The following is a 16,554-nucleotide window of genomic DNA, read 5'->3' as shown; positions in this document are numbered from 1 at the left end:
CTTTGGCACATCTGATGCCGTTTCGGGTGGGGGCGTCCATCCCATTGCGAAGGCGGGGACCCAAGTTCGTTGCGTACCGCTAGCATTGCTAACAATGTGCACGCAAACCTGGGTTCCCGCCTTCGCGGGAACGACGGTCTTTGGGCCAGCTAAACTTGAATCCACGTCGTCTTCAACTCCGTGTACTTGTCGAAGGCATGCAATGACTTATCCCGCCCATTCCCCGACTGCTTGTAGCCGCCGAAGGGCACGGTAATATCGTCGTTGTCGTACTGGTTCACGTGCACCGTCCCCGCCCGCAGCCGGCGCGCCGTGCGGATCGCCTTGCTCATGTCCGCGGTCCACACCGCCGCCGCCAAACCATAGTGCGTGCTATTCGCCTGCCGCACCGCCTCATCCAGATCGGTAAAGGAGAGCACGGACAGCACCGGCCCGAAGATCTCCTCGCGCGCAATCCGCATCGCGCCGTCGACGCCATCGAACAGCGTCGGCTCGATATACAAGCCGCCGGTCTCCGTGCGCGCCGCGCGTCCGCCCGCGAGCAGGCGCGCGCCCGCGGCCTTGCCATCCTCGATATAGCCGAGCACCGTCTTCATCTGGGTCGCATCGACGATGGCGCCCATCACTGTCTCGGGGTCGAGCGGGTCGCCGGGCGCGTAGTTCGGCATCAGGGCCATTGCTTTATCCAGAAAAGCCTCGCGGATCGATTCCTCGACGAACAGGCGCGAAGGCGCGTTGCAGCTTTCGCCCTGGTTGAAATACATCGCGCCGATCGCCCCCGCCACCGCGGCATCCAGGTCCGGGCAGTCGGCGCAGACGATGTTCGCCGATTTGCCGCCCAGTTCCGTCCACGCGCGTTTCAGGTTCGACTGGCCCGCCATTTGCAGGATCTGCTTGCCGACGCGCGTGGAACCCGTGAAGGCGATGCAGTCGACGTCCATGTGCAGGCCGAGCGCTTTACCCGCTTCGTCGCCGTAGCCGGGCAGGACGTTGAAGACGCCTTCGGGCACGCCGGCCTCCAGCGCCAGCTCGGCCAGGCGCAGCGATGTCAGCGGCGCCTTCTCGGACGGCTTCAGGACCAGGCTGTTGCCGGCGGCGAGAGCCGGGCCGATCTTCCAGGCCGCCATCAGCATCGGGTAGTTCCAGGGGATGATGGCGGCCACCACGCCCACCGGCTCGCGCTGGATCAGGGCCAGGCTGTCCTGCGCGGTCGGCGCCACTTCGCCGTAGAGCTTGTCGATCGCTTCGCCGTACCAGCGGATGCAGTTCTGGGCCAGCTGCACGTCGACGCTGCGGCTGTAGCGGATCGGCTTGCCCATGTCGAGGGTTTCCAGCAGCGCCAGCTCGTCCCTGTTGGCCAGCATCAGGTCCGCGAAGCGGATCAGGATGCGCTTGCGCTCGGCCGGGGCTTTGGCTGACCAGCGGCCGTCTTCGAAGGCGGCGCGGGCGCTTTGCACGGCCAGGTCGACGTCGGTCTCGGTGCAGCGCGCGACCTCGCCGAGCTTGCGTCCGTCGACCGGTGAGATACAGTCGAAACGGGCGCCGGCGACGGCGTCAATACGCTTGCCGTCGACCACAGCGCGGCCGTCGATCCGCACTGTTTTGGAACGCTCATGCCAGGATTCGGTCGTCATTGGGTCCCCTCCGGCTTCATGATTGTTGTCTGGCCGATACTAGCAAACAAAATCGATCCCGTTGACGATTTATGCCGCTATAATCGCGAATTTTTCCAGCCAGAATTTCTCTTTCCCGCTGCCGGAGCCTCAATGAATACCATCCTGATTTCGTCTGTCGTGGTCTACCTGCTGGGCACGCTCGGCCTGGGCATGTGGGCCGGCACGAGGATCAAGAATACGGCCGACTTCGCCGTGGCCGGCCGCAGCCTGCCGCTGATCATGGTGATCACCACCACCTTCGCCACCTGGTTCGGCGCCGAGACCGTGATGGGGATTCCCGCCAGGTTCGTGCAGGGCGGCCTGAATGGCCTGGTCGAGGACCCCTTCGGCGCCGGCACCTGCCTGATCCTGGTCGGCCTGTTCTTCGCGGCGCGCCTGTATAAACTGAACCTGCTGACCATCGGCGACTACTACCGCGCGCGCTACGGCAAGGGCATCGAGGTGTTCTGCTCGGCCGCGATCATCCTGTCCTATCTCGGGTGGGTGGCGGCGCAGATCACGGCGCTGGGCCTGGTGTTCTCGGTGCTGACCGGCGGCGCCATGTCCGAGACCGCCGGCATGATCGTCGGCACCCTGGCCGTCCTGATCTACGTGGTGGTCGGCGGCTTCCTGGCCGTGGCGATCACCGACTTCATCCAGATGATCGTGCTGGTGGTGGGCATGTCCATCATCGCCGTCTTCTCGTCGGAGCTGGCCGGCGGCACCGACGCCGTGCTGCGCATGGTCCAGCAGAAGGACCTGTGGAACTTCCTGCCGAAGCATAACTTTACCGACATCGCCTTCTTCGTCGGCGCGGCCGTGACGATGATGCTGGGTTCGATCCCGCAGCAGGACGTGTTCCAGCGCGTGATGTCGGCCAAGGACGCGCCCACCGCGCGCGCCGGCGCCATGATCGGCGGCGCCAGCTACATCCTGTTTGCCTTCGTCCCGATGTTCATCGTCGCCTGCGCCGTCATCGTGATGGGCAACGACGCGCTGGAGCTGGCCAAGAGCGACTACCAGCGCGTGCTGCCGACCTTCGTGATGACCAAGATGCCGCTGATTATGCAGATCCTGTTCTTCGGCGCGCTGCTCTCCGCGATCAAGAGCACCTCCTCGGCCACCCTGCTGGCGCCGTCCACCAGCTTCACCGAGAACATCCTCAAGAACCTGCGTCCGGGCATGAGCGACCGCCAGCAGCTGTTCGCGATGCGTGTGACCATCGTCGTGTTCGCGGCGCTGGTGCTGACCTACGCGATCGCGATGAAGGGCACCTCGATCTACGAACTGGTGTCCTCGGCCTACCAGGTGACCCTGGTCGGCGCCTTCGTGCCGCTGGTGATGGGCCTGTACTGGAAGCGTGCAACCACCCAGGGCGCGATCCTGTCGATCGCGGCGGGTATCGCGACCTGGATCGTGTTCTTCCCGCAGATCTCGCCGCTGGGCGAAACCTTCCCGGGGCAGCTGGCCGGGCTGCTGGCGGCTTTCATCGGCATGATCGCGGGCTCGCTGGCGCCGCAGGTTTTGAAGAACCGGCATGAGCCGCACAAAACGGCGTTGAGCGTTTAAGCGCGTTGAACTTGGGTCCCCGCCTGCGCGGGGACGACGAGTTAATCGCCAAGCCATCCCCGCTGCGCCACATCTTCCAAAGTCAGATCCAAACAAAACCTGATCCGCTCCACCATCTCATCGATCTGCGCCGTCGTCATCACCAGCGGCGGCGCCACGATCATCCGGTCTCCCACCGCCCGCATGATCACGCCGTTGTCGAACATGTGAGCGCGGCACACCATCCCCACGCCCAGCCCCGGCGGAAAGGCCTCGCAGTCGTGCATCGACGCCGCCTTGCGCCGCACAAGGTTCAGCCCCGCCGTCATGCCCATGCTCTCCGCGTGCCCGACCAGCGGGTGCGTCGCCAGCGATCCGAACGCCGCCTTCAGGTGCGGTCCGGTCTCCAGCGCCACGCGTTCGACCAGGCCTTCGTCGACCATGATGCGCAGGTTCTCCAGCGCCGCCGCGCAGGCGACCGGGTGGCCGGAATAGGTGAAACCGTGATTGAAGTCGCCGCCCTTTTCGACCAGCGCATGCGCCACGCGCGCGCCGACCAGCACGCCGCCCAGCGGCACATAGCCCGAGCTGACGCCCTTGGCGAAGGCGATCAGGTCGGGCCGCGCGCCCATCAGCTGGCAGCCGAACCAGGTGCCCAGGCGGCCGAAGCCGCAGATCACTTCGTCGGACACCAGCAGCACGCCATACTTGTCGCAGATGCGCTGGATTTCGGGCCAGTAGGTCGGCGGCGGGATGATCACGCCGCCCGCGCCCTGCACCGGCTCGCCGATGAAGGCAGCCACGTTCTCCGGCCCCAGTTCGAGGATCTTCTCTTCCAGCCAGCCGGCCGCGCGCAAGCCGAATTCGGCCTCGCTCATGCCGCGTCCATGCTCGGCAAAGCTGGGCTGGCCGATGTGGTGGATGCCGGGGATCGGCAGCGCGCCCTGCGCGTGCATGCCGGCCATGCCGCCGAGGGAGGCGCCGGCCACGGTGCTGCCGTGGTAGGCGTTATGGCGGCTGATGATGGCCTGGCGCTGCGGCTGTCCCATGATCTGCCAGTAGCGCCACACCATGCGCACGATGGTGTCGTTGGCTTCCGAGCCGGAGCCGGTGAAGAACACGTGCCTGAAACCCGGCGGCGCGTGCTGGACCAGCTGCGCCGCCAGCATCACCGCCGGCACGTTGGTCGTGTTGAAGAAGCTGTTATAGAAAGGCAGCGTGTCCATCTGCCTGGCCACGGCGGCGGTCATGCTCGCGCGTCCGTAGCCGACGTTCACGCACCACAGGCCCGACATGCCGTCGATGAGCTTGCGCCCTTCCGAATCCCATAAATAGACGCCGTCTCCGCGCACCATCACGCGCGCGCCGCGCTCGCGCAGGGCGCCGTGGTCGGTGAAGGGGTGCAGGTAGTGCGCGCTGTCGAGCGCCTGCAGCGCGCGCGTGTCAAAGCCTGGAGTATCGACCTCCAGGACCGGCGCGAGCATGTCGCCCGCAATGATGTCGCTTGCCATCTCGGACTCCCATCGTGATTGGACTCTTCTCTCTCTCAGACGTGCAATAACAGGTGCTCGCGCTCCCACGGGCTGATCACGGTCATGAATTCCTGGTGCTCGAGTTCCTTGACCGCGGAATAGACGTCGATGAAGCGCTCGCCCAGGATGTCGCGCAGGCGGTCTTCGCGGCGCAGCAGGGCCAGCGCTTCCGGCAGTCCCTGCGGCAGTTCGACCGCCATCTTGTAGGCGCTGCCCTCGACCATCGGGGTCGGCTCCAGCTGTTCCTGGATGCCGAGGTAGCCGCAGGCCAGGGTCACGGCCAGCGCCAGATAGGGGTTGGCGTCGGCGCCGATCACGCGGTTCTCGACGCGGCGGTCCTGCGAGCCCGACACCGGCACGCGGATGCCGACCGTGCGGTTGTCGACGCCCCACTGCAGGTTGATCGGCGCGGCGGCGCGGCGCACGATGCGGCGGTAGGAGTTCACGTAGGGCGCGACGATGGCCATCGCCGACGGCATGTACTTCTGCAGGCCGCCCACGTACCAGCGGAACAGGTCCGAGGGCGAACCATCCTCGTTGCTGAAGATGTTGCGGCCGCTCTCGCCGTCGACCACGCTCTGGTGCACGTGCATCGCCGACCCGGGTTCGCCGGCCATCGGCTTGGCCATGAAGGTGGCGTACATGTCGTGCTTGAGGGCGGCTTCGCGCAGCGTGCGCTTGAAGTAGAAGACCTTGTCCGCCAGTCCGAGCGGCTCGCCGTGCTGGAAGTTGATCTCCATCTGGCCGGCGCCGATCTCGTGGATGAGGGTGTCGACGTCCAGGCCCATCATGTCGCAGTAATCGTAGATGTCCTCGAACAGCGGGTCGAACTCGTTGACGGCGTCGATGCTGTAGACCTGGCGGCTGGTCTCGGAGCGCCCGCTGCGGCCGATCGGCGCCGCCAGCGGCAGGTTGGGGTCGATGTTCTTGGCGGTGAGATAAAACTCGAGTTCCGGCGCCACCATCGGCTTCCAGCCCTTTTGCGTGTAGAGCTTGAGCACGCGCCGCAGCACGCTGCGCGGGGCAAAGTCGACCAGGCGGCCGTCGGCGAAATAGCAGTCGTGGATGACTTGCGCGGTCGGGTCGACGGCCCAGGGCACCATCGTGATCGTGCCGGGGTCGGCCTTCAGGATCATGTCGCGGTCGGTGGTCGAGATCGCGCGGTCGAAGGCGTCGTCGTCCTCCGGCGAATTGCCGGTCACGGTCATGCCCAGCACGATTTCCGGCAGGCGCATGCCGCGGTCTTCGGTAAATTTTACACGTGGCAAAATCTTTCCACGTGCGACGCCGGTCAGGTCGGGGACCAGGCATTCGATTTCGGTGACTCGTTTACCGTTGAGCCACTCGTCCATGTCGTTGTACGAAAAGTTGTCGCGTATAGCCATGATGATTCCTCTGTTCGTTAAAGGGTCGCAGGCGCGCAAACGCAGCCCGCGGCGCGCGGGTTGGTCTGAACAGGGACGCTATGGGACGGGGCGGGCCGCCCACTTTTCGTAGGCGGTCATGGGTTCTTCCGTTTTTTGGACTGAAAGCGGGCGCGGCAGGCGTCGCCGAAGGCGCCGAACATCTTCATCGAGTACGGATTCTGGGCGATGCGCCATTCCGGGTGCCATTGGCAGGCCAGGGTAAAGCCCGGCGAGATCGAGACGGAAAACGCCTCGACCAGCCCATCCTCCGCTACCGCTTCGACCGTCAGGCCAGCCGCAAGTTCATGTATGCCTTGTCCATGCAGGGAATTGACGGGGATTTCGTCCTTGCCCAGGATCCCATGCAGCATCCCGCCTTCGATGATCCGGATCTTGTGTGCGTCGCCATACTGTTCGTCCATCCCGAGTTCGGGATTTTCGCGATGGTCGAAATGCCCCGATACGGTCTGCACCGCCTGGAACAGGCTGCCGCCCAGCGCCACGTTCATCTCCTGGAAGCCGCGGCAGATCGCGATGATCGGAATGCCGCGCTTGACCGCCTCCCGGATCAGCGGCAGCGTGGTCTGGTCACGCGCCGGATCCTGCGGCAGGGTCGGATCGAGCACTTCCTCGGAGTAGTAGCTGGGATGAACGTTGGACGCCGAACCGGTCAGCATGATGCCGTCGCACAGGTCGAGCATGGTTTCCAGGTCGAGCCTCTCCCCCAGCGACGGCAGGATCATGGGCGCGCAATCGGCGCCGATCACGACTGCGTCGACATATTTGTGCTGGGCCGCGTAATAAGGATGTTCTCCGAAATCGCGGGTGCAAGCGGGGATGATAACGATCGGGCGCATGGACTCTACCTTGTGTGGAGGCGCACACGAACCATCATACTGCAATCTGATCCGAATGCGAGTGGCCGTTAATCCAGATCAACTGGAGCTTGGTTCCTGTTCAGAAACCGATAGCAAAATCTTATCGTCAACTCGCAAACGATGCCAACACGAACCGGCTTCGACCGTGAACCGGCGGCTTTATACGGCGGAAACCTGCAGCGGCAGGACTGTTTCCACATGCGAGCGCACCTGATTGCGCCCCGCATTCTTGGCAAGGTACACGGCAGCGTCGGCAGCGGCAAAGAGTGCATTGATACTCTGCCCTTGCGCCATTGTTGCAACGCCGATCGACACCGTTGCCTGCACTTTCGGCTTGTGCAGCAGGGGAAGTTCGGCCACCCCCTTGCGGATGCGCTCCGCCACTTCCTGGGCCGTGGCCAACGTCGTCTCCGGCAGGACGACGATGAATTCCTCGCCGCCGAAGCGCGCACAAAAATCCCCCGACCGCAGGAACTCGCGCAGCCTTTGCGCGAAAGCGCGCAAGACATCGTCGCCGACCAGGTGCCCGAATTCATCGTTGATACGCTTGAAAAAGTCGATGTCGAGCATGAGGATGGAAAAGGTTTTCTGGTGCTTGAGGAAGTCGTCCAGCGCCCTGCGGTTCCATTGCCCTGTCAACGCATCGGTCGCGGCGTCGAGCTCGACCTTTTGCAAGGCCGAGCGCAGCTGGGACGCCAGCGAAGCATTGGCATGCAGCAGGCGTATGCCTTCCAGCAGGCGCCGCGAGATCGCGCGCGTGTAGTAGGCGGTGAGCGCGATAAAAAGGCTCAAGCCGGCAGCGTAATCGATGGCGCTCTGGCTGCCGGTCACCAGCATCAAACCGAGCACCGACACGCCCCAGAGGACACCGATCTGTCCGAAATAGGCCGACACATAGGTGCCGTAGACTTGTGCGTTGATCGACGTGACGCCGCACAGCAGCGCCATCAGGACGGCATCCAGCACAGGGTCATGGCCGATCAGGAACCATGTGAGCAGGCCCCACGCCAGGCCATCCAGTCCGGCGATCCAGTGGAAGCGCTTGCGATGCAGTTCCAGCTTCGGCCCCCTGGCGATCATCTGCTGCAGGACCAGCAGGCTGCCGCCCCACAGCGCGGCAGCTGTTCCCAGCCACAAGAAAATCGCGGTCGAGGGTACACGGTCCCAGCAGAACCATACGGCGAGCAGCCAGCCAGCGGGCGTGGTCGTGAGTGCACGGCGAAGCGCAATGGCGCATTCTGAGAAGCCCGTTGCACGCGCGATGGAGACGTCGGAGTCGGTCATGGATTCATAAATGGTCGCGAAGCCTTAAGTTATCAGAAACTCAGGCGCCAAAATACATACATTATCACGCTGGCAACCGTGAAAACCAAGCGGCGGATTGCATGGTATCTTTGTCTTCTGATACGAACGCGCACGAGGCAAGCATGCTGAACCTGAAAGATCCTTCCCTGCTGCGCCAGCAGGCCTACATCGACGGCCAATGGTGCGATGCGAACCAGGGCCAGACCGTGGCGGTGACCAATCCCGCCACCGGCGAATCGCTGGGCAGCGTGCCGCACATGGGCGCCCAGGAGACCCGCCGCGCGATCGAAGCCGCGAACGCCGCCTGGCCGGCATGGCGCAAGAAGACCGCGCGCGAACGCGCCCTCATCCTGCGCAAGTGGAACGACCTGATGCTGGAAAACGCGGACGACCTGGCCGCCATCATGACCGCGGAACAAGGCAAGCCGCTGGCGGAAGCGAAAGGTGAAATCAGCTACGCCGCCTCCTTCTTCGAATGGTTCGGCGAGCAGGCCAAGCGCATCGAGGGCGACGTGCTGGAGGCGCCGGCGCGCGACCGCCGCATCATCGTGACCAAGGAGCCGATCGGCGTCTGCGCCGCCATCACGCCGTGGAACTTCCCGTCCGCGATGATCACCCGCAAGGTCGCACCGGCCCTGGCCGCCGGCTGCACTATCGTGCTGAAGCCCGCCGAACTGACCCCGTATTCCGCCCTGGCCCTGGCCGTGCTGGCCGAACGCGCCGGCGTGCCGAAAGGCGTGTTCTCGGTGGTGATCGGCGATGCGAAAGCGATCGGCGCCGAGATGTGCGCGAATCCGACCGTGCGCAAATTGAGTTTTACGGGCTCGACCGCGATCGGCCGCCTGCTGATGGAACAATGCGCGCCGACGGTGAAAAAACTGTCGCTGGAACTGGGCGGCAACGCCTCCTTCATCGTGTTCGACGACGCCGACCTCGACGCCGCGGTCGAAGGCGCGATCGCCTCCAAGTACCGCAATGCCGGCCAGACCTGCGTCTGCGCCAACCGCATCTACGTGCAGGACGGCGTCTACGACGAATTCGCGCGCCGCTTCACCGAGAAGGTCAAGGAACTCAAGGTCGGCAACGGCATGGAGCCGGGCGTGAACCAGGGACCGCTGATCGAAGACAAGGCGCTGGTGAAGGTCGAGCACCACATCGCCGACGCCCTGTCCAAAGGGGCGAGGCTCTTGCTGGGCGGTGAGCGCCATGCATTGGGCCACAGCTTCTTCCAGCCGACCGTGCTGGCCGACGTCACCCCGTCCATGCTGATTTCGGAAGAGGAAACCTTCGGTCCGGTGGCGCCGCTGTTCCGTTTTAAAACCGAGGAAGAAGTGATCGCCCTGGCCAACGACACGGAATTCGGCCTGGCCTCCTACTTCTACGCGCGCGACATCAACCGCGTGTGGCGCGTGGCCGAGCAGATCGAGACCGGCATGGTGGGCGTGAACACCGGCCTGATCTCGAACGAGATCGCGCCGTTCGGCGGCGTGAAGCAGTCCGGCCTGGGCCGCGAAGGCTCGAAGTACGGCATGGACGACTACCTGGTCATCAAGTACATCTGCCTCGGAGGCATGTGAGCATGGAAGGCGACGACCCCTTCGAATTCGTGCAGGATGCGCCGCTGTTCGTCGTGCCGCGCACGCTGGAGCAGCTGCGCGCCTTCCGCGAGGGCCCCAAGCTGGCCGACCTGCCGGGCGTGAACCCGTCGCCGGAACGCGAGCGCCTGGCGGTGGTGCTGGACGACCTGGCCACGCGCCTGCTGGCCGGGATCGAGAGGCATCCGACCAAGTTCTGGGTCTTGAAACAGTTCCAGCAGTCGCTGGAGATCGTGCGGGATGAGGATACCGAAGCGCGCGAGCATTTTGGGATGGAGCTCGAGCGGATGATGGGGATACTCGGGATCGAGAGTTCGGATGGGGTGCTGACGCACTATCTGGGCGGTATTTGAGCGCAGACGGCCTATCCCCTAGGCCGTTGTTCGATTACCACAAAGCAACTTATTTATTGTGTTGTAGGATCAGTCCTACTAGAATCCCCGGCGGCGTGACCAATTTGGCATCGCCTCTCCTGCTCCGGTCCCGATCCCGCCGAATCTAAAGCCAGTCTCGCAAGGCGACTGGCCGCTAAAGCTCTCCAGCGGCATGAAGAATTACCATGCAGATCCTATCGTCAGTGCGCTGAAAGTGTGTGCTTACTGACCTTCTTTGTTTATAGAAAATAAAATGAAACTGAACAACCTGAAGATCGGTCAACGCCTCGGCTTGGGCTTTGGACTGATATCGATGCTGCTGGTGGTGATCACCGGCACCGCCTTGTCCAACATGAACCGTCTCAACGACACGGTCGACAAGATCGTCACAGAGAACAATGCACGTCTCGACGCTACCACCGACATGCGCGATGCACAGCGCCGCGTCGCCATTGGCGTGCGCGACATCACCCTGTCGTCCGGCCAGCTTGAAAACGATCAGCGCCTAAAGGATATCGAAGACGCATGGAAGGAATACGACCGCGCCGAAGCCGTGCTGAACAAGCTGATTGCGCTACCGGAAACGCGCGCTGCCTTTCGCACGATCGCCGAAAAGCGTGCAGTCGCCTTGCCGCTGATTGCCAAGGCCGTTGAACTCGGAAAAGAAGACAGGAGCGCAGAAGGCCTGGTCCTGATCAAGAGCCAAATCGTGCCGGCAGTCGTGGCATGGCAGGGCGCGATGAGCGAGATGATGGCCTTGCAGGAGCGCTTCAATGCAGCCGATCAGGAAGCCGGCAAGCAAAGCTATCAACAGGCTCGCCTGGTTTTGTACGGTGTGGCGAGCCTGTCCATCATTCTGTCGCTCCTCATCGGCTGGTTAACTACCCGTTCGATCACGCGTCCGATGCGCCGCGCGGTAGACATCGCCAAGACCGTGGCCGCCGGCGACCTCGGTAGCCAGATCGAGGTGAGGTCGACCGACGAAACCGGCGAGCTGCTGGCGGCGCTGAAAGAGATGAACGGCGCCTTGCAGGGCATCGTCGGCCAGGTGCGTAGCGGCGCCGGCGCCCTGGCCACGGCCACCAACGAGATCGCCAGCGGCAACCTGGACCTGTCCAGCCGCACCGAGCAGCAGGCCGGCGCGCTGGAAGAAACGGCATCCTCGATGGAAGAGCTGACCGCGACCGTCAAGCAGAACACGGAAAACGCGCGCCAGGCCAACCAGCTGGCGATGTCGGCCTCCGATGTGGCGACGCGCGGCGGCGCGGTGGTCGGCAAGGTGGTGGCGACCATGGGTTCGATCAGTGAATCGGCCGGCAAGATCGTCGACATCATCGGCGTCATCGACGGCATCGCTTTCCAGACCAATATCCTGGCGCTGAACGCCGCAGTGGAAGCGGCGCGCGCCGGCGAGCAGGGCCGCGGTTTCGCGGTCGTGGCCTCCGAAGTGCGCAACCTGGCCCAGCGCTCGGCGGCGGCGGCCAAGGAAATCAAGGGGCTGATCGGCGACTCGGTCGAGAAAGTCGGCGAAGGCAGCCGCCTGGTGCAGGATGCGGGCGCGACGATGGAAGAGATCGTGAGCAGCGTGCGCCGCGTGACCGACATCATGGCCGAGATCACGGCCGCCAGCCACGAGCAGGAAGCCGGCATCGAGCAGATCAACCAGGCAATCGGCGAGATGGACGCGGTTACCCAGCAGAATGCGGCGCTGGTGGAGGAAGCGGCGGCGGCGGCGCAGTCGCTGCAGGAGCAGTCAGGGCAGCTGGAGCAGACGGTCAGTGCGTTTCGTTTGCCGGGGGATGTAGCACAGGCCGGGCGTGTGCTTGCTGGCGCGCCGGTGCGGCTGGCGCTGGCCGCCGCCTAAAAATCGCGTGGGCTCGCAAATCAGTCCCCCGGACTGATTTGCCCCGCCCTACTTCTTGTACTCGTAATACTTGCGCGCATCCCCGCGCACCAGCTCCGCCGGGTACTTGGCCCGGTTGAGCACCATCTTCTCCTGCACCGCGGCCATCAGGTCGAGGTCCAGCTTGTCGGCCAGCCGCACCAGGTAGACCAGCACGTCGGCCATCTCGTGCCGCACTTCCACCAGCTTGTCCGGCCCGAGTTCTTCAAGGCGGCCGTGCTCCAGCCACTGGAAGTGCTCCAGCAGCTCGGCCGCCTCCACCGTCAGCGCGGAAGCGAGGTTCTTGGGCGTGTGGAACTGGTCCCAGTCGCGCTCGTCGACGAACTGGCGCACCAGCTCGCGCAGCTGCAGCAGATCGCTCACGCCGGGGTCCAGCCTTCCGCGTAGCGCGTCAACAGCGCGTCGTATTTCTCCGTCAGTTCCTCGGCGCTGGACACGGTCATGCCGAGGTCGCGCAGCAGGCCGTCCTTCAGGCCGTACACCCAGCTGTGGAGCGTCAGTTCCTGGCCGCGCTCCCAGGCGTCCTGCACCACCGTGGTCTGGGCGCAGTTGATCAGCTGCTCGGCCACGTTCAGCTCGACCAGGCGGTCATGGGCGGCGGTGGGCTGCACGATCTCGCCCAGGTAGCGGCCGTGCTTGTGCTTGACGTCCTGCACGTGGCGCAGCCAGTTGTCGGTCAGGCCGACCCGGCGTCCGGTCAGGGCCGCATGCACGCCGCCGCAGCCGTAATGGCCGCAAACGATCACGTGCTTCACCTTGAGCACATCGATGGCGAATTGCAGCACCGACAGGCAGTTCAGGTCCGAGTGCACGACCACGTTCGCGACGTTGCGATGGACGAACATCTCGCCCGGCATCATGCCCAGCAGTTCGTTGGCGGGCACGCGGCTGTCCGAGCAGCCGATCCACATGTATTCCGGGGCCTGCTGCGCGGCCAGCGATTCGAAGAAATCGGGCTGCTCGGCGACGACCGATTCCGCCCACGCGCGGTTTTTGGCGAACAGTTCCCGGGTGATGGGTTTTGAATTTGGCATGCTTTCTCTCGAAAAAAAACCGCTGGGACTCGCGCATCCAGCGGTTATCGGCTTCTTACTCGAAGAAGTCCTTTACTTTATCCATCCAGCCCTTGCTTTGCGGGCTGTGCTTGGAACCGCCTTCCTTGGTCAGGCGCTCGAATTCCTTCAGCAGGTCCTTTTGCTTGTCGGTGAGCTTGACCGGGGTCTCGACCACGACGTGGCAGAACAGGTCGCCCGCGTAGCCGGAGCGCACGCCCTTCACGCCCTTGCCTTTCAAGCGGAAGGTCTTGCCGGTCTGGGTACCTTCGGGGATGGTGAAGGACACCTTGCCCGCCAGGGTCGGCACTTCGATCTCGCCGCCCAGCGCCGCCTTGGTGAACGAGATCGGCATTTCGCAATGCAGGTCGTCGCCTTCGCGCTGGAACACTTCGTGCGGCTTGATGTGGATCTCGACGTACAGGTCGCCCGGCGGCCCGCCGTTGGTGCCCGGTTCGCCGTTACCCGAGGAGCGGATCCGCATGCCGTTGTCGATACCGGCCGGGATCTTGACTTCCAGGGTCTTGTTGCGCTTGATGCGTCCGGCGCCGCCGCAGGCCGCGCAGGGTTCCGGAATGATCTTGCCGCTGCCATGGCACTTCGGGCAGGTTTGCTGGATCGAGAAGAAACCCTGCTGCATGCGCACCTGGCCGTGGCCGGCGCAGGTCGAGCAGGTGACCGGCTGCGTGCCCGGCTTGGCGCCGCTGCCGTGGCAAGTGTCGCACTTGTCCCAGCTCGGCACGCGGATCGTGGTGTCGAAGCCGGCGGCTGCCTGCTCCAGCGAGATCTCGAGGTTGTAGCGCAGGTCGGCGCCGCGGTACACCTGCGGGCCGGAGCTGCGGCCGCGGCCGCCGCCGAAGATATCGCCGAAGATGTCGCCGAAGGCATCGCCGAAACCGCCTGCGCCGCCGAAGCCGCCGCCCATGCCGCTGTTCGGATCGACGCCGGCGTGACCGTAACGGTCGTACGCTTCGCGCTTTTCCGGATTGGTCAGCATCTCGTAGGCTTCCTTGACCTCCTTGAACTTCTCCTCCGCTTCCTTGTTGTCAGGGTTGCGGTCGGGGTGGTACTTCATCGCGAGCTTGCGATAGGACTTCTTGATCTCGTCTTCCGACGCAGTCTTCGCGACCCCGAGGATCTCGTAAAAATCACGCTTTGCCATTTGGCGGCACCTTGCTGTTGTCTATCTACTGAACTGTCTGTGCAAAAAAACCGAGCCGGGCACCAGAAGGCTGCATCGGCTCGGGATATTCCGCGAGGGGATTAACCCTCTATTGTGACATTACTTGGCGTCTTTGACTTCCTTGAAGTCGGCGTCGACCACGTCATCGTCCGCCTTGGCGCCCGAATCGGCGCCCTGCTGTTGCGCGCCAGCCGCACCCGCAGCGCCAGCCTGCTGGCCCTGCATGTCGGCGTACATCTTCTCGCCCAGCTTCTGGGAGGCGGTGTTGAGGGCGGCGATCTTGGCTTCGATCTCGCCCTTGTCGCTCGACTTCAGCACGCCTTCCAGGTCGGCGATTGCGGCTTCGACCGCCGACTTGTCGCCGGCTTCCAGCTTGTCGCCGTGCTCGGTCATGGACTTCTTGGTCTGGTGGACCAGCGCGTCGCCCTGGTTGCGGGCTTCAGCCAGTTCCTTGACCTTCTTGTCTTCTTCCGCGTTCAGCTCGGCGTCCTTCACCATCTTCTGGATCTCTTCTTCCGACAGGCCCGAGTTCGCCTTGATGGTGATCTTGTTTTCCTTGCCGGTGGCCTTGTCCTTGGCGCCCACGTGCAGGATGCCGTTGGCGTCGATGTCGAAGGTCACTTCGATCTGCGGGGTGCCGCGCGCTGCCGGCGGGATGCCTTCCAGGTTGAACTCGCCCAGGCCCTTGTTACCGGCGGCGATTTCACGCTCGCCCTGGTAGACCTTGATGGTCACGGCCGGCTGGTTGTCGTCGGCGGTCGAGAACACCTGCGAGAACTTGGTCGGGATCGTGGTGTTCTTGTGGATCATCTTGGTCATCACGCCGCCCAGGGTTTCGATGCCCAGCGACAGCGGGGTCACGTCCAGCAGCAGCAGGTCCTTGCGGTCGCCGGCCAGCACCGAGCCCTGGATCGCGGCGCCGACAGCGACGGCTTCGTCCGGGTTGACGTCGCGGCGCGGTTCCTTGCCGAAGAATTCCTTCACCTTTTCCAGCACCTTCGGCATGCGGGTCATGCCGCCGACCAGGATGATGTCGTCGATGTCCGCAACCTTGACGCCGGCGTCCTTGATGGCGACGCGGCACGGCTCGATGGTCTTGTTGATCAGTTCCTCGACCAGGGCTTCCAGCTTGGCGCGGGTGATCTTCAGGTTCAGGTGGACCGGCGCGCCGTTCGCCATGGCGATGTAGGGCTCGTTGATCTCGGTCTGCTGCGCGGACGACAGCTCGATCTTCGCGCGCTCGGCCGAAGCCTTGATGCGCTGCAGGGCAATCGGGTCTTTCGACAGGTCGAGGCCGTTGATCTTCTTGAACTCGTCGATGATGTAGTCGATCACGCGCTGGTCGAAGTCTTCGCCGCCCAGGAAGGTGTCGCCGTTGGTCGACAGCACTTCGAACTGCTTCTCGCCGTCGACGTCCGCGATCTCGATGATCGACACGTCGAAGGTGCCGCCGCCGAGGTCATACACGGCGATCTTGCGGTCGCCCTTGTCGGTCTTGTCCAGGCCGAAGGCCAGCGCGGCCGCGGTCGGCTCGTTGATGATGCGCTTGACGTCCAGGCCGGCGATGCGGCCGGCGTCCTTGGTCGCCTGGCGCTGCGAGTCGTTGAAGTAGGCCGGCACGGTGATCACGGCTTCGGTGACTTCTTCGCCCAGGTAGTCCTCGGCGGTCTTCTTCATCTTGCGCAGCACTTCGGCCGAGATCTGCGGCGGCGCCAGCTTCTTGTCGCGCACGCCGACCCAGGCGTCGCCGTTGTCGGCCTTGGTGATCGAGTACGGCATCAGCGAGATGTCCTTCTGGACTTCCTTCTCGTCGAATTTACGGCCGATCAGGCGCTTGACCGCGAACAGGGTGTTCTTCGGGTTGGTGACAGCCTGGCGTTTTGCAGGCGCGCCGACGAGGATTTCGCCGTCTTCCTGGTAGGCGATGATCGAAGGCGTAGTGCGAGCACCTTCGGCATTTTCGATGACCTTGGGCTGACCATTTTCCATGATGGCCACGCAGGAGTTGGTGGTGCCCAGGTCGATACCGATGATTTTGCCCATAATGTTGTCCTTTTTTAGTACTTAGTGTTCAGATGTGTCGAATATAGGGAAAAACTGCGTGCTTTCAAGAGCTTGGAAAT

General features: G+C 63.8%; 12 protein-coding genes and 2 pseudogenes. 5 read left to right on the top strand and 9 right to left on the bottom strand.

What is annotated here, in order from left to right; all coding sequences use genetic code 11:
• Positions 1-149: 149 nt before the first annotated feature.
• On the bottom strand, positions 150-1,634 hold the full coding sequence (locus tag ACFPO9_RS23355; protein WP_379775590.1) for an aldehyde dehydrogenase: 1,485 nt from the start codon (positions 1,632-1,634) through the stop codon (positions 150-152).
• A 132-nt stretch (positions 1,635-1,766) separates the two neighbouring features.
• On the opposite strand from ACFPO9_RS23355, the gene ACFPO9_RS23350 reads away from it, so the two are divergent.
• Positions 1,767-3,224 carry a high affinity choline transporter 1 gene (locus tag ACFPO9_RS23350; RefSeq protein WP_379775588.1) on the top strand — a complete coding sequence of 486 codons (1,458 nt, stop codon included), beginning with the start codon at positions 1,767-1,769 and terminating at the stop codon, positions 3,222-3,224.
• A 41-nt stretch (positions 3,225-3,265) separates the two neighbouring features.
• Here ACFPO9_RS23350 and ACFPO9_RS23345 read toward each other — a convergent pair whose 3' ends face one another.
• The 4 genes from ACFPO9_RS23345 to ACFPO9_RS23330 form a co-directional block, all read right to left on the bottom strand.
• On the bottom strand, positions 3,266-4,687 hold the full coding sequence (locus ACFPO9_RS23345) for an aspartate aminotransferase family protein (RefSeq protein ID WP_379775594.1): 1,422 nt from the start codon (positions 4,685-4,687) through the stop codon (positions 3,266-3,268).
• A gap of 62 nt (positions 4,688-4,749) precedes the next feature.
• Positions 4,750-6,120: a glutamine synthetase family protein gene (locus ACFPO9_RS23340; RefSeq protein ID WP_379775587.1), complete on the bottom strand. Its 1,371-nt coding sequence runs from the start codon at positions 6,118-6,120 to the stop codon at positions 4,750-4,752.
• A 116-nt stretch (positions 6,121-6,236) separates the two neighbouring features.
• Positions 6,237-6,998, bottom strand: a complete 762-nt coding sequence (locus tag ACFPO9_RS23335; RefSeq protein WP_379775586.1) for a gamma-glutamyl-gamma-aminobutyrate hydrolase family protein — start codon at positions 6,996-6,998, stop codon at positions 6,237-6,239.
• Between the two features lie 180 nt (positions 6,999-7,178).
• The gene (locus tag ACFPO9_RS23330) at positions 7,179-8,303 is read right to left on the bottom strand and encodes a GGDEF domain-containing protein (protein WP_379775585.1); all 1,125 of its coding nucleotides are present in this window, start codon (positions 8,301-8,303) and stop codon (positions 7,179-7,181) included.
• Positions 8,304-8,446: 143 nt separating this feature from the next.
• On the opposite strand from ACFPO9_RS23330, the gene gabD reads away from it, so the two are divergent.
• The 4 genes and pseudogenes from gabD to ACFPO9_RS27730 all read left to right on the top strand — a co-directional run.
• A complete protein-coding gene (gabD, locus tag ACFPO9_RS23325) occupies positions 8,447-9,901 on the top strand; it encodes an NADP-dependent succinate-semialdehyde dehydrogenase (protein ID WP_379775583.1) in 1,455 nt (484 codons plus the stop codon).
• Positions 9,902-9,903: 2 nt separating this feature from the next.
• Positions 9,904-10,272 (top strand): DUF4844 domain-containing protein, encoded by a 369-nt coding sequence (locus ACFPO9_RS23320; protein ID WP_379775580.1) that lies wholly within the window; start codon positions 9,904-9,906, stop codon positions 10,270-10,272.
• Between the two features lie 274 nt (positions 10,273-10,546).
• Positions 10,547-11,086, top strand: a pseudogene (locus ACFPO9_RS27735) (MCP four helix bundle domain-containing protein); the annotation flags it as partial.
• An 87-nt stretch (positions 11,087-11,173) separates the two neighbouring features.
• A pseudogene (locus tag ACFPO9_RS27730) lies at positions 11,174-12,157 on the top strand (methyl-accepting chemotaxis protein); the annotation flags it as partial.
• A gap of 48 nt (positions 12,158-12,205) precedes the next feature.
• On the opposite strand, the gene ACFPO9_RS23310 reads toward ACFPO9_RS27730, so the two are convergent.
• The 4 genes from ACFPO9_RS23310 to dnaK form a co-directional block, all read right to left on the bottom strand.
• Entirely contained in the window at positions 12,206-12,559 is a 354-nt protein-coding gene (locus ACFPO9_RS23310; protein ID WP_379775575.1) for a nucleotide pyrophosphohydrolase, read from the bottom strand.
• Positions 12,556-13,230, bottom strand: coding sequence for a carbonate dehydratase (gene can, locus ACFPO9_RS23305; RefSeq protein WP_379775572.1), 675 nt, complete (start codon positions 13,228-13,230; stop codon positions 12,556-12,558). The genes ACFPO9_RS23310 and can overlap by 4 nt, the downstream gene beginning before the upstream one ends.
• 55 nt (positions 13,231-13,285) lie before the next feature.
• Positions 13,286-14,410 (bottom strand): molecular chaperone DnaJ, encoded by a 1,125-nt coding sequence (dnaJ, locus tag ACFPO9_RS23300; RefSeq protein ID WP_379775569.1) that lies wholly within the window; start codon positions 14,408-14,410, stop codon positions 13,286-13,288.
• Positions 14,411-14,530: 120 nt separating this feature from the next.
• The gene (gene dnaK, locus ACFPO9_RS23295; RefSeq protein ID WP_379775567.1) at positions 14,531-16,474 is read right to left on the bottom strand and encodes a molecular chaperone DnaK; all 1,944 of its coding nucleotides are present in this window, start codon (positions 16,472-16,474) and stop codon (positions 14,531-14,533) included.
• Positions 16,475-16,554: the final 80 nt, after the last annotated feature.

It is taken from the genome of Massilia aerilata, from assembly GCF_042656905.1.
GTDB classification, from domain to species: domain Bacteria; phylum Pseudomonadota; class Gammaproteobacteria; order Burkholderiales; family Burkholderiaceae_D; genus Telluria; species Telluria aerilata.
Note: the sequence above shows the minus strand (reverse complement) of the source record. Positions and strands in the feature narration are given on the sequence as shown.

What these genes read in the sequence shown, in the direction of transcription:
- ACFPO9_RS23355 (WP_379775590.1), bottom strand. Translation starts at nt 1,634, where the DNA reads ATGACGACCGAATCCTGGCATGAGCGTTCCAAAACAGTGCGGATCGAC.
- dnaJ (WP_379775569.1), bottom strand. Translation starts at nt 14,410, where the DNA reads ATGGCAAAGCGTGATTTTTACGAGATCCTCGGGGTCGCGAAGACTGCG.
- ACFPO9_RS23345 (WP_379775594.1), bottom strand. Translation starts at nt 4,687, where the DNA reads ATGCTCGCGCCGGTCCTGGAGGTCGATACTCCAGGCTTTGACACGCGC.
- ACFPO9_RS23320 (WP_379775580.1), top strand. Translation starts at nt 9,904, where the DNA reads ATGGAAGGCGACGACCCCTTCGAATTCGTGCAGGATGCGCCGCTGTTC.
- ACFPO9_RS23340 (WP_379775587.1), bottom strand. Translation starts at nt 6,120, where the DNA reads ATGGCTATACGCGACAACTTTTCGTACAACGACATGGACGAGTGGCTC.
- ACFPO9_RS23330 (WP_379775585.1), bottom strand. Translation starts at nt 8,303, where the DNA reads ATGACCGACTCCGACGTCTCCATCGCGCGTGCAACGGGCTTCTCAGAA.
- ACFPO9_RS23350 (WP_379775588.1), top strand. Translation starts at nt 1,767, where the DNA reads ATGAATACCATCCTGATTTCGTCTGTCGTGGTCTACCTGCTGGGCACG.
- ACFPO9_RS23335 (WP_379775586.1), bottom strand. Translation starts at nt 6,998, where the DNA reads ATGCGCCCGATCGTTATCATCCCCGCTTGCACCCGCGATTTCGGAGAA.
- gabD (WP_379775583.1), top strand. Translation starts at nt 8,447, where the DNA reads ATGCTGAACCTGAAAGATCCTTCCCTGCTGCGCCAGCAGGCCTACATC.
- can (WP_379775572.1), bottom strand. Translation starts at nt 13,230, where the DNA reads ATGCCAAATTCAAAACCCATCACCCGGGAACTGTTCGCCAAAAACCGC.
- dnaK (WP_379775567.1), bottom strand. Translation starts at nt 16,474, where the DNA reads ATGGGCAAAATCATCGGTATCGACCTGGGCACCACCAACTCCTGCGTG.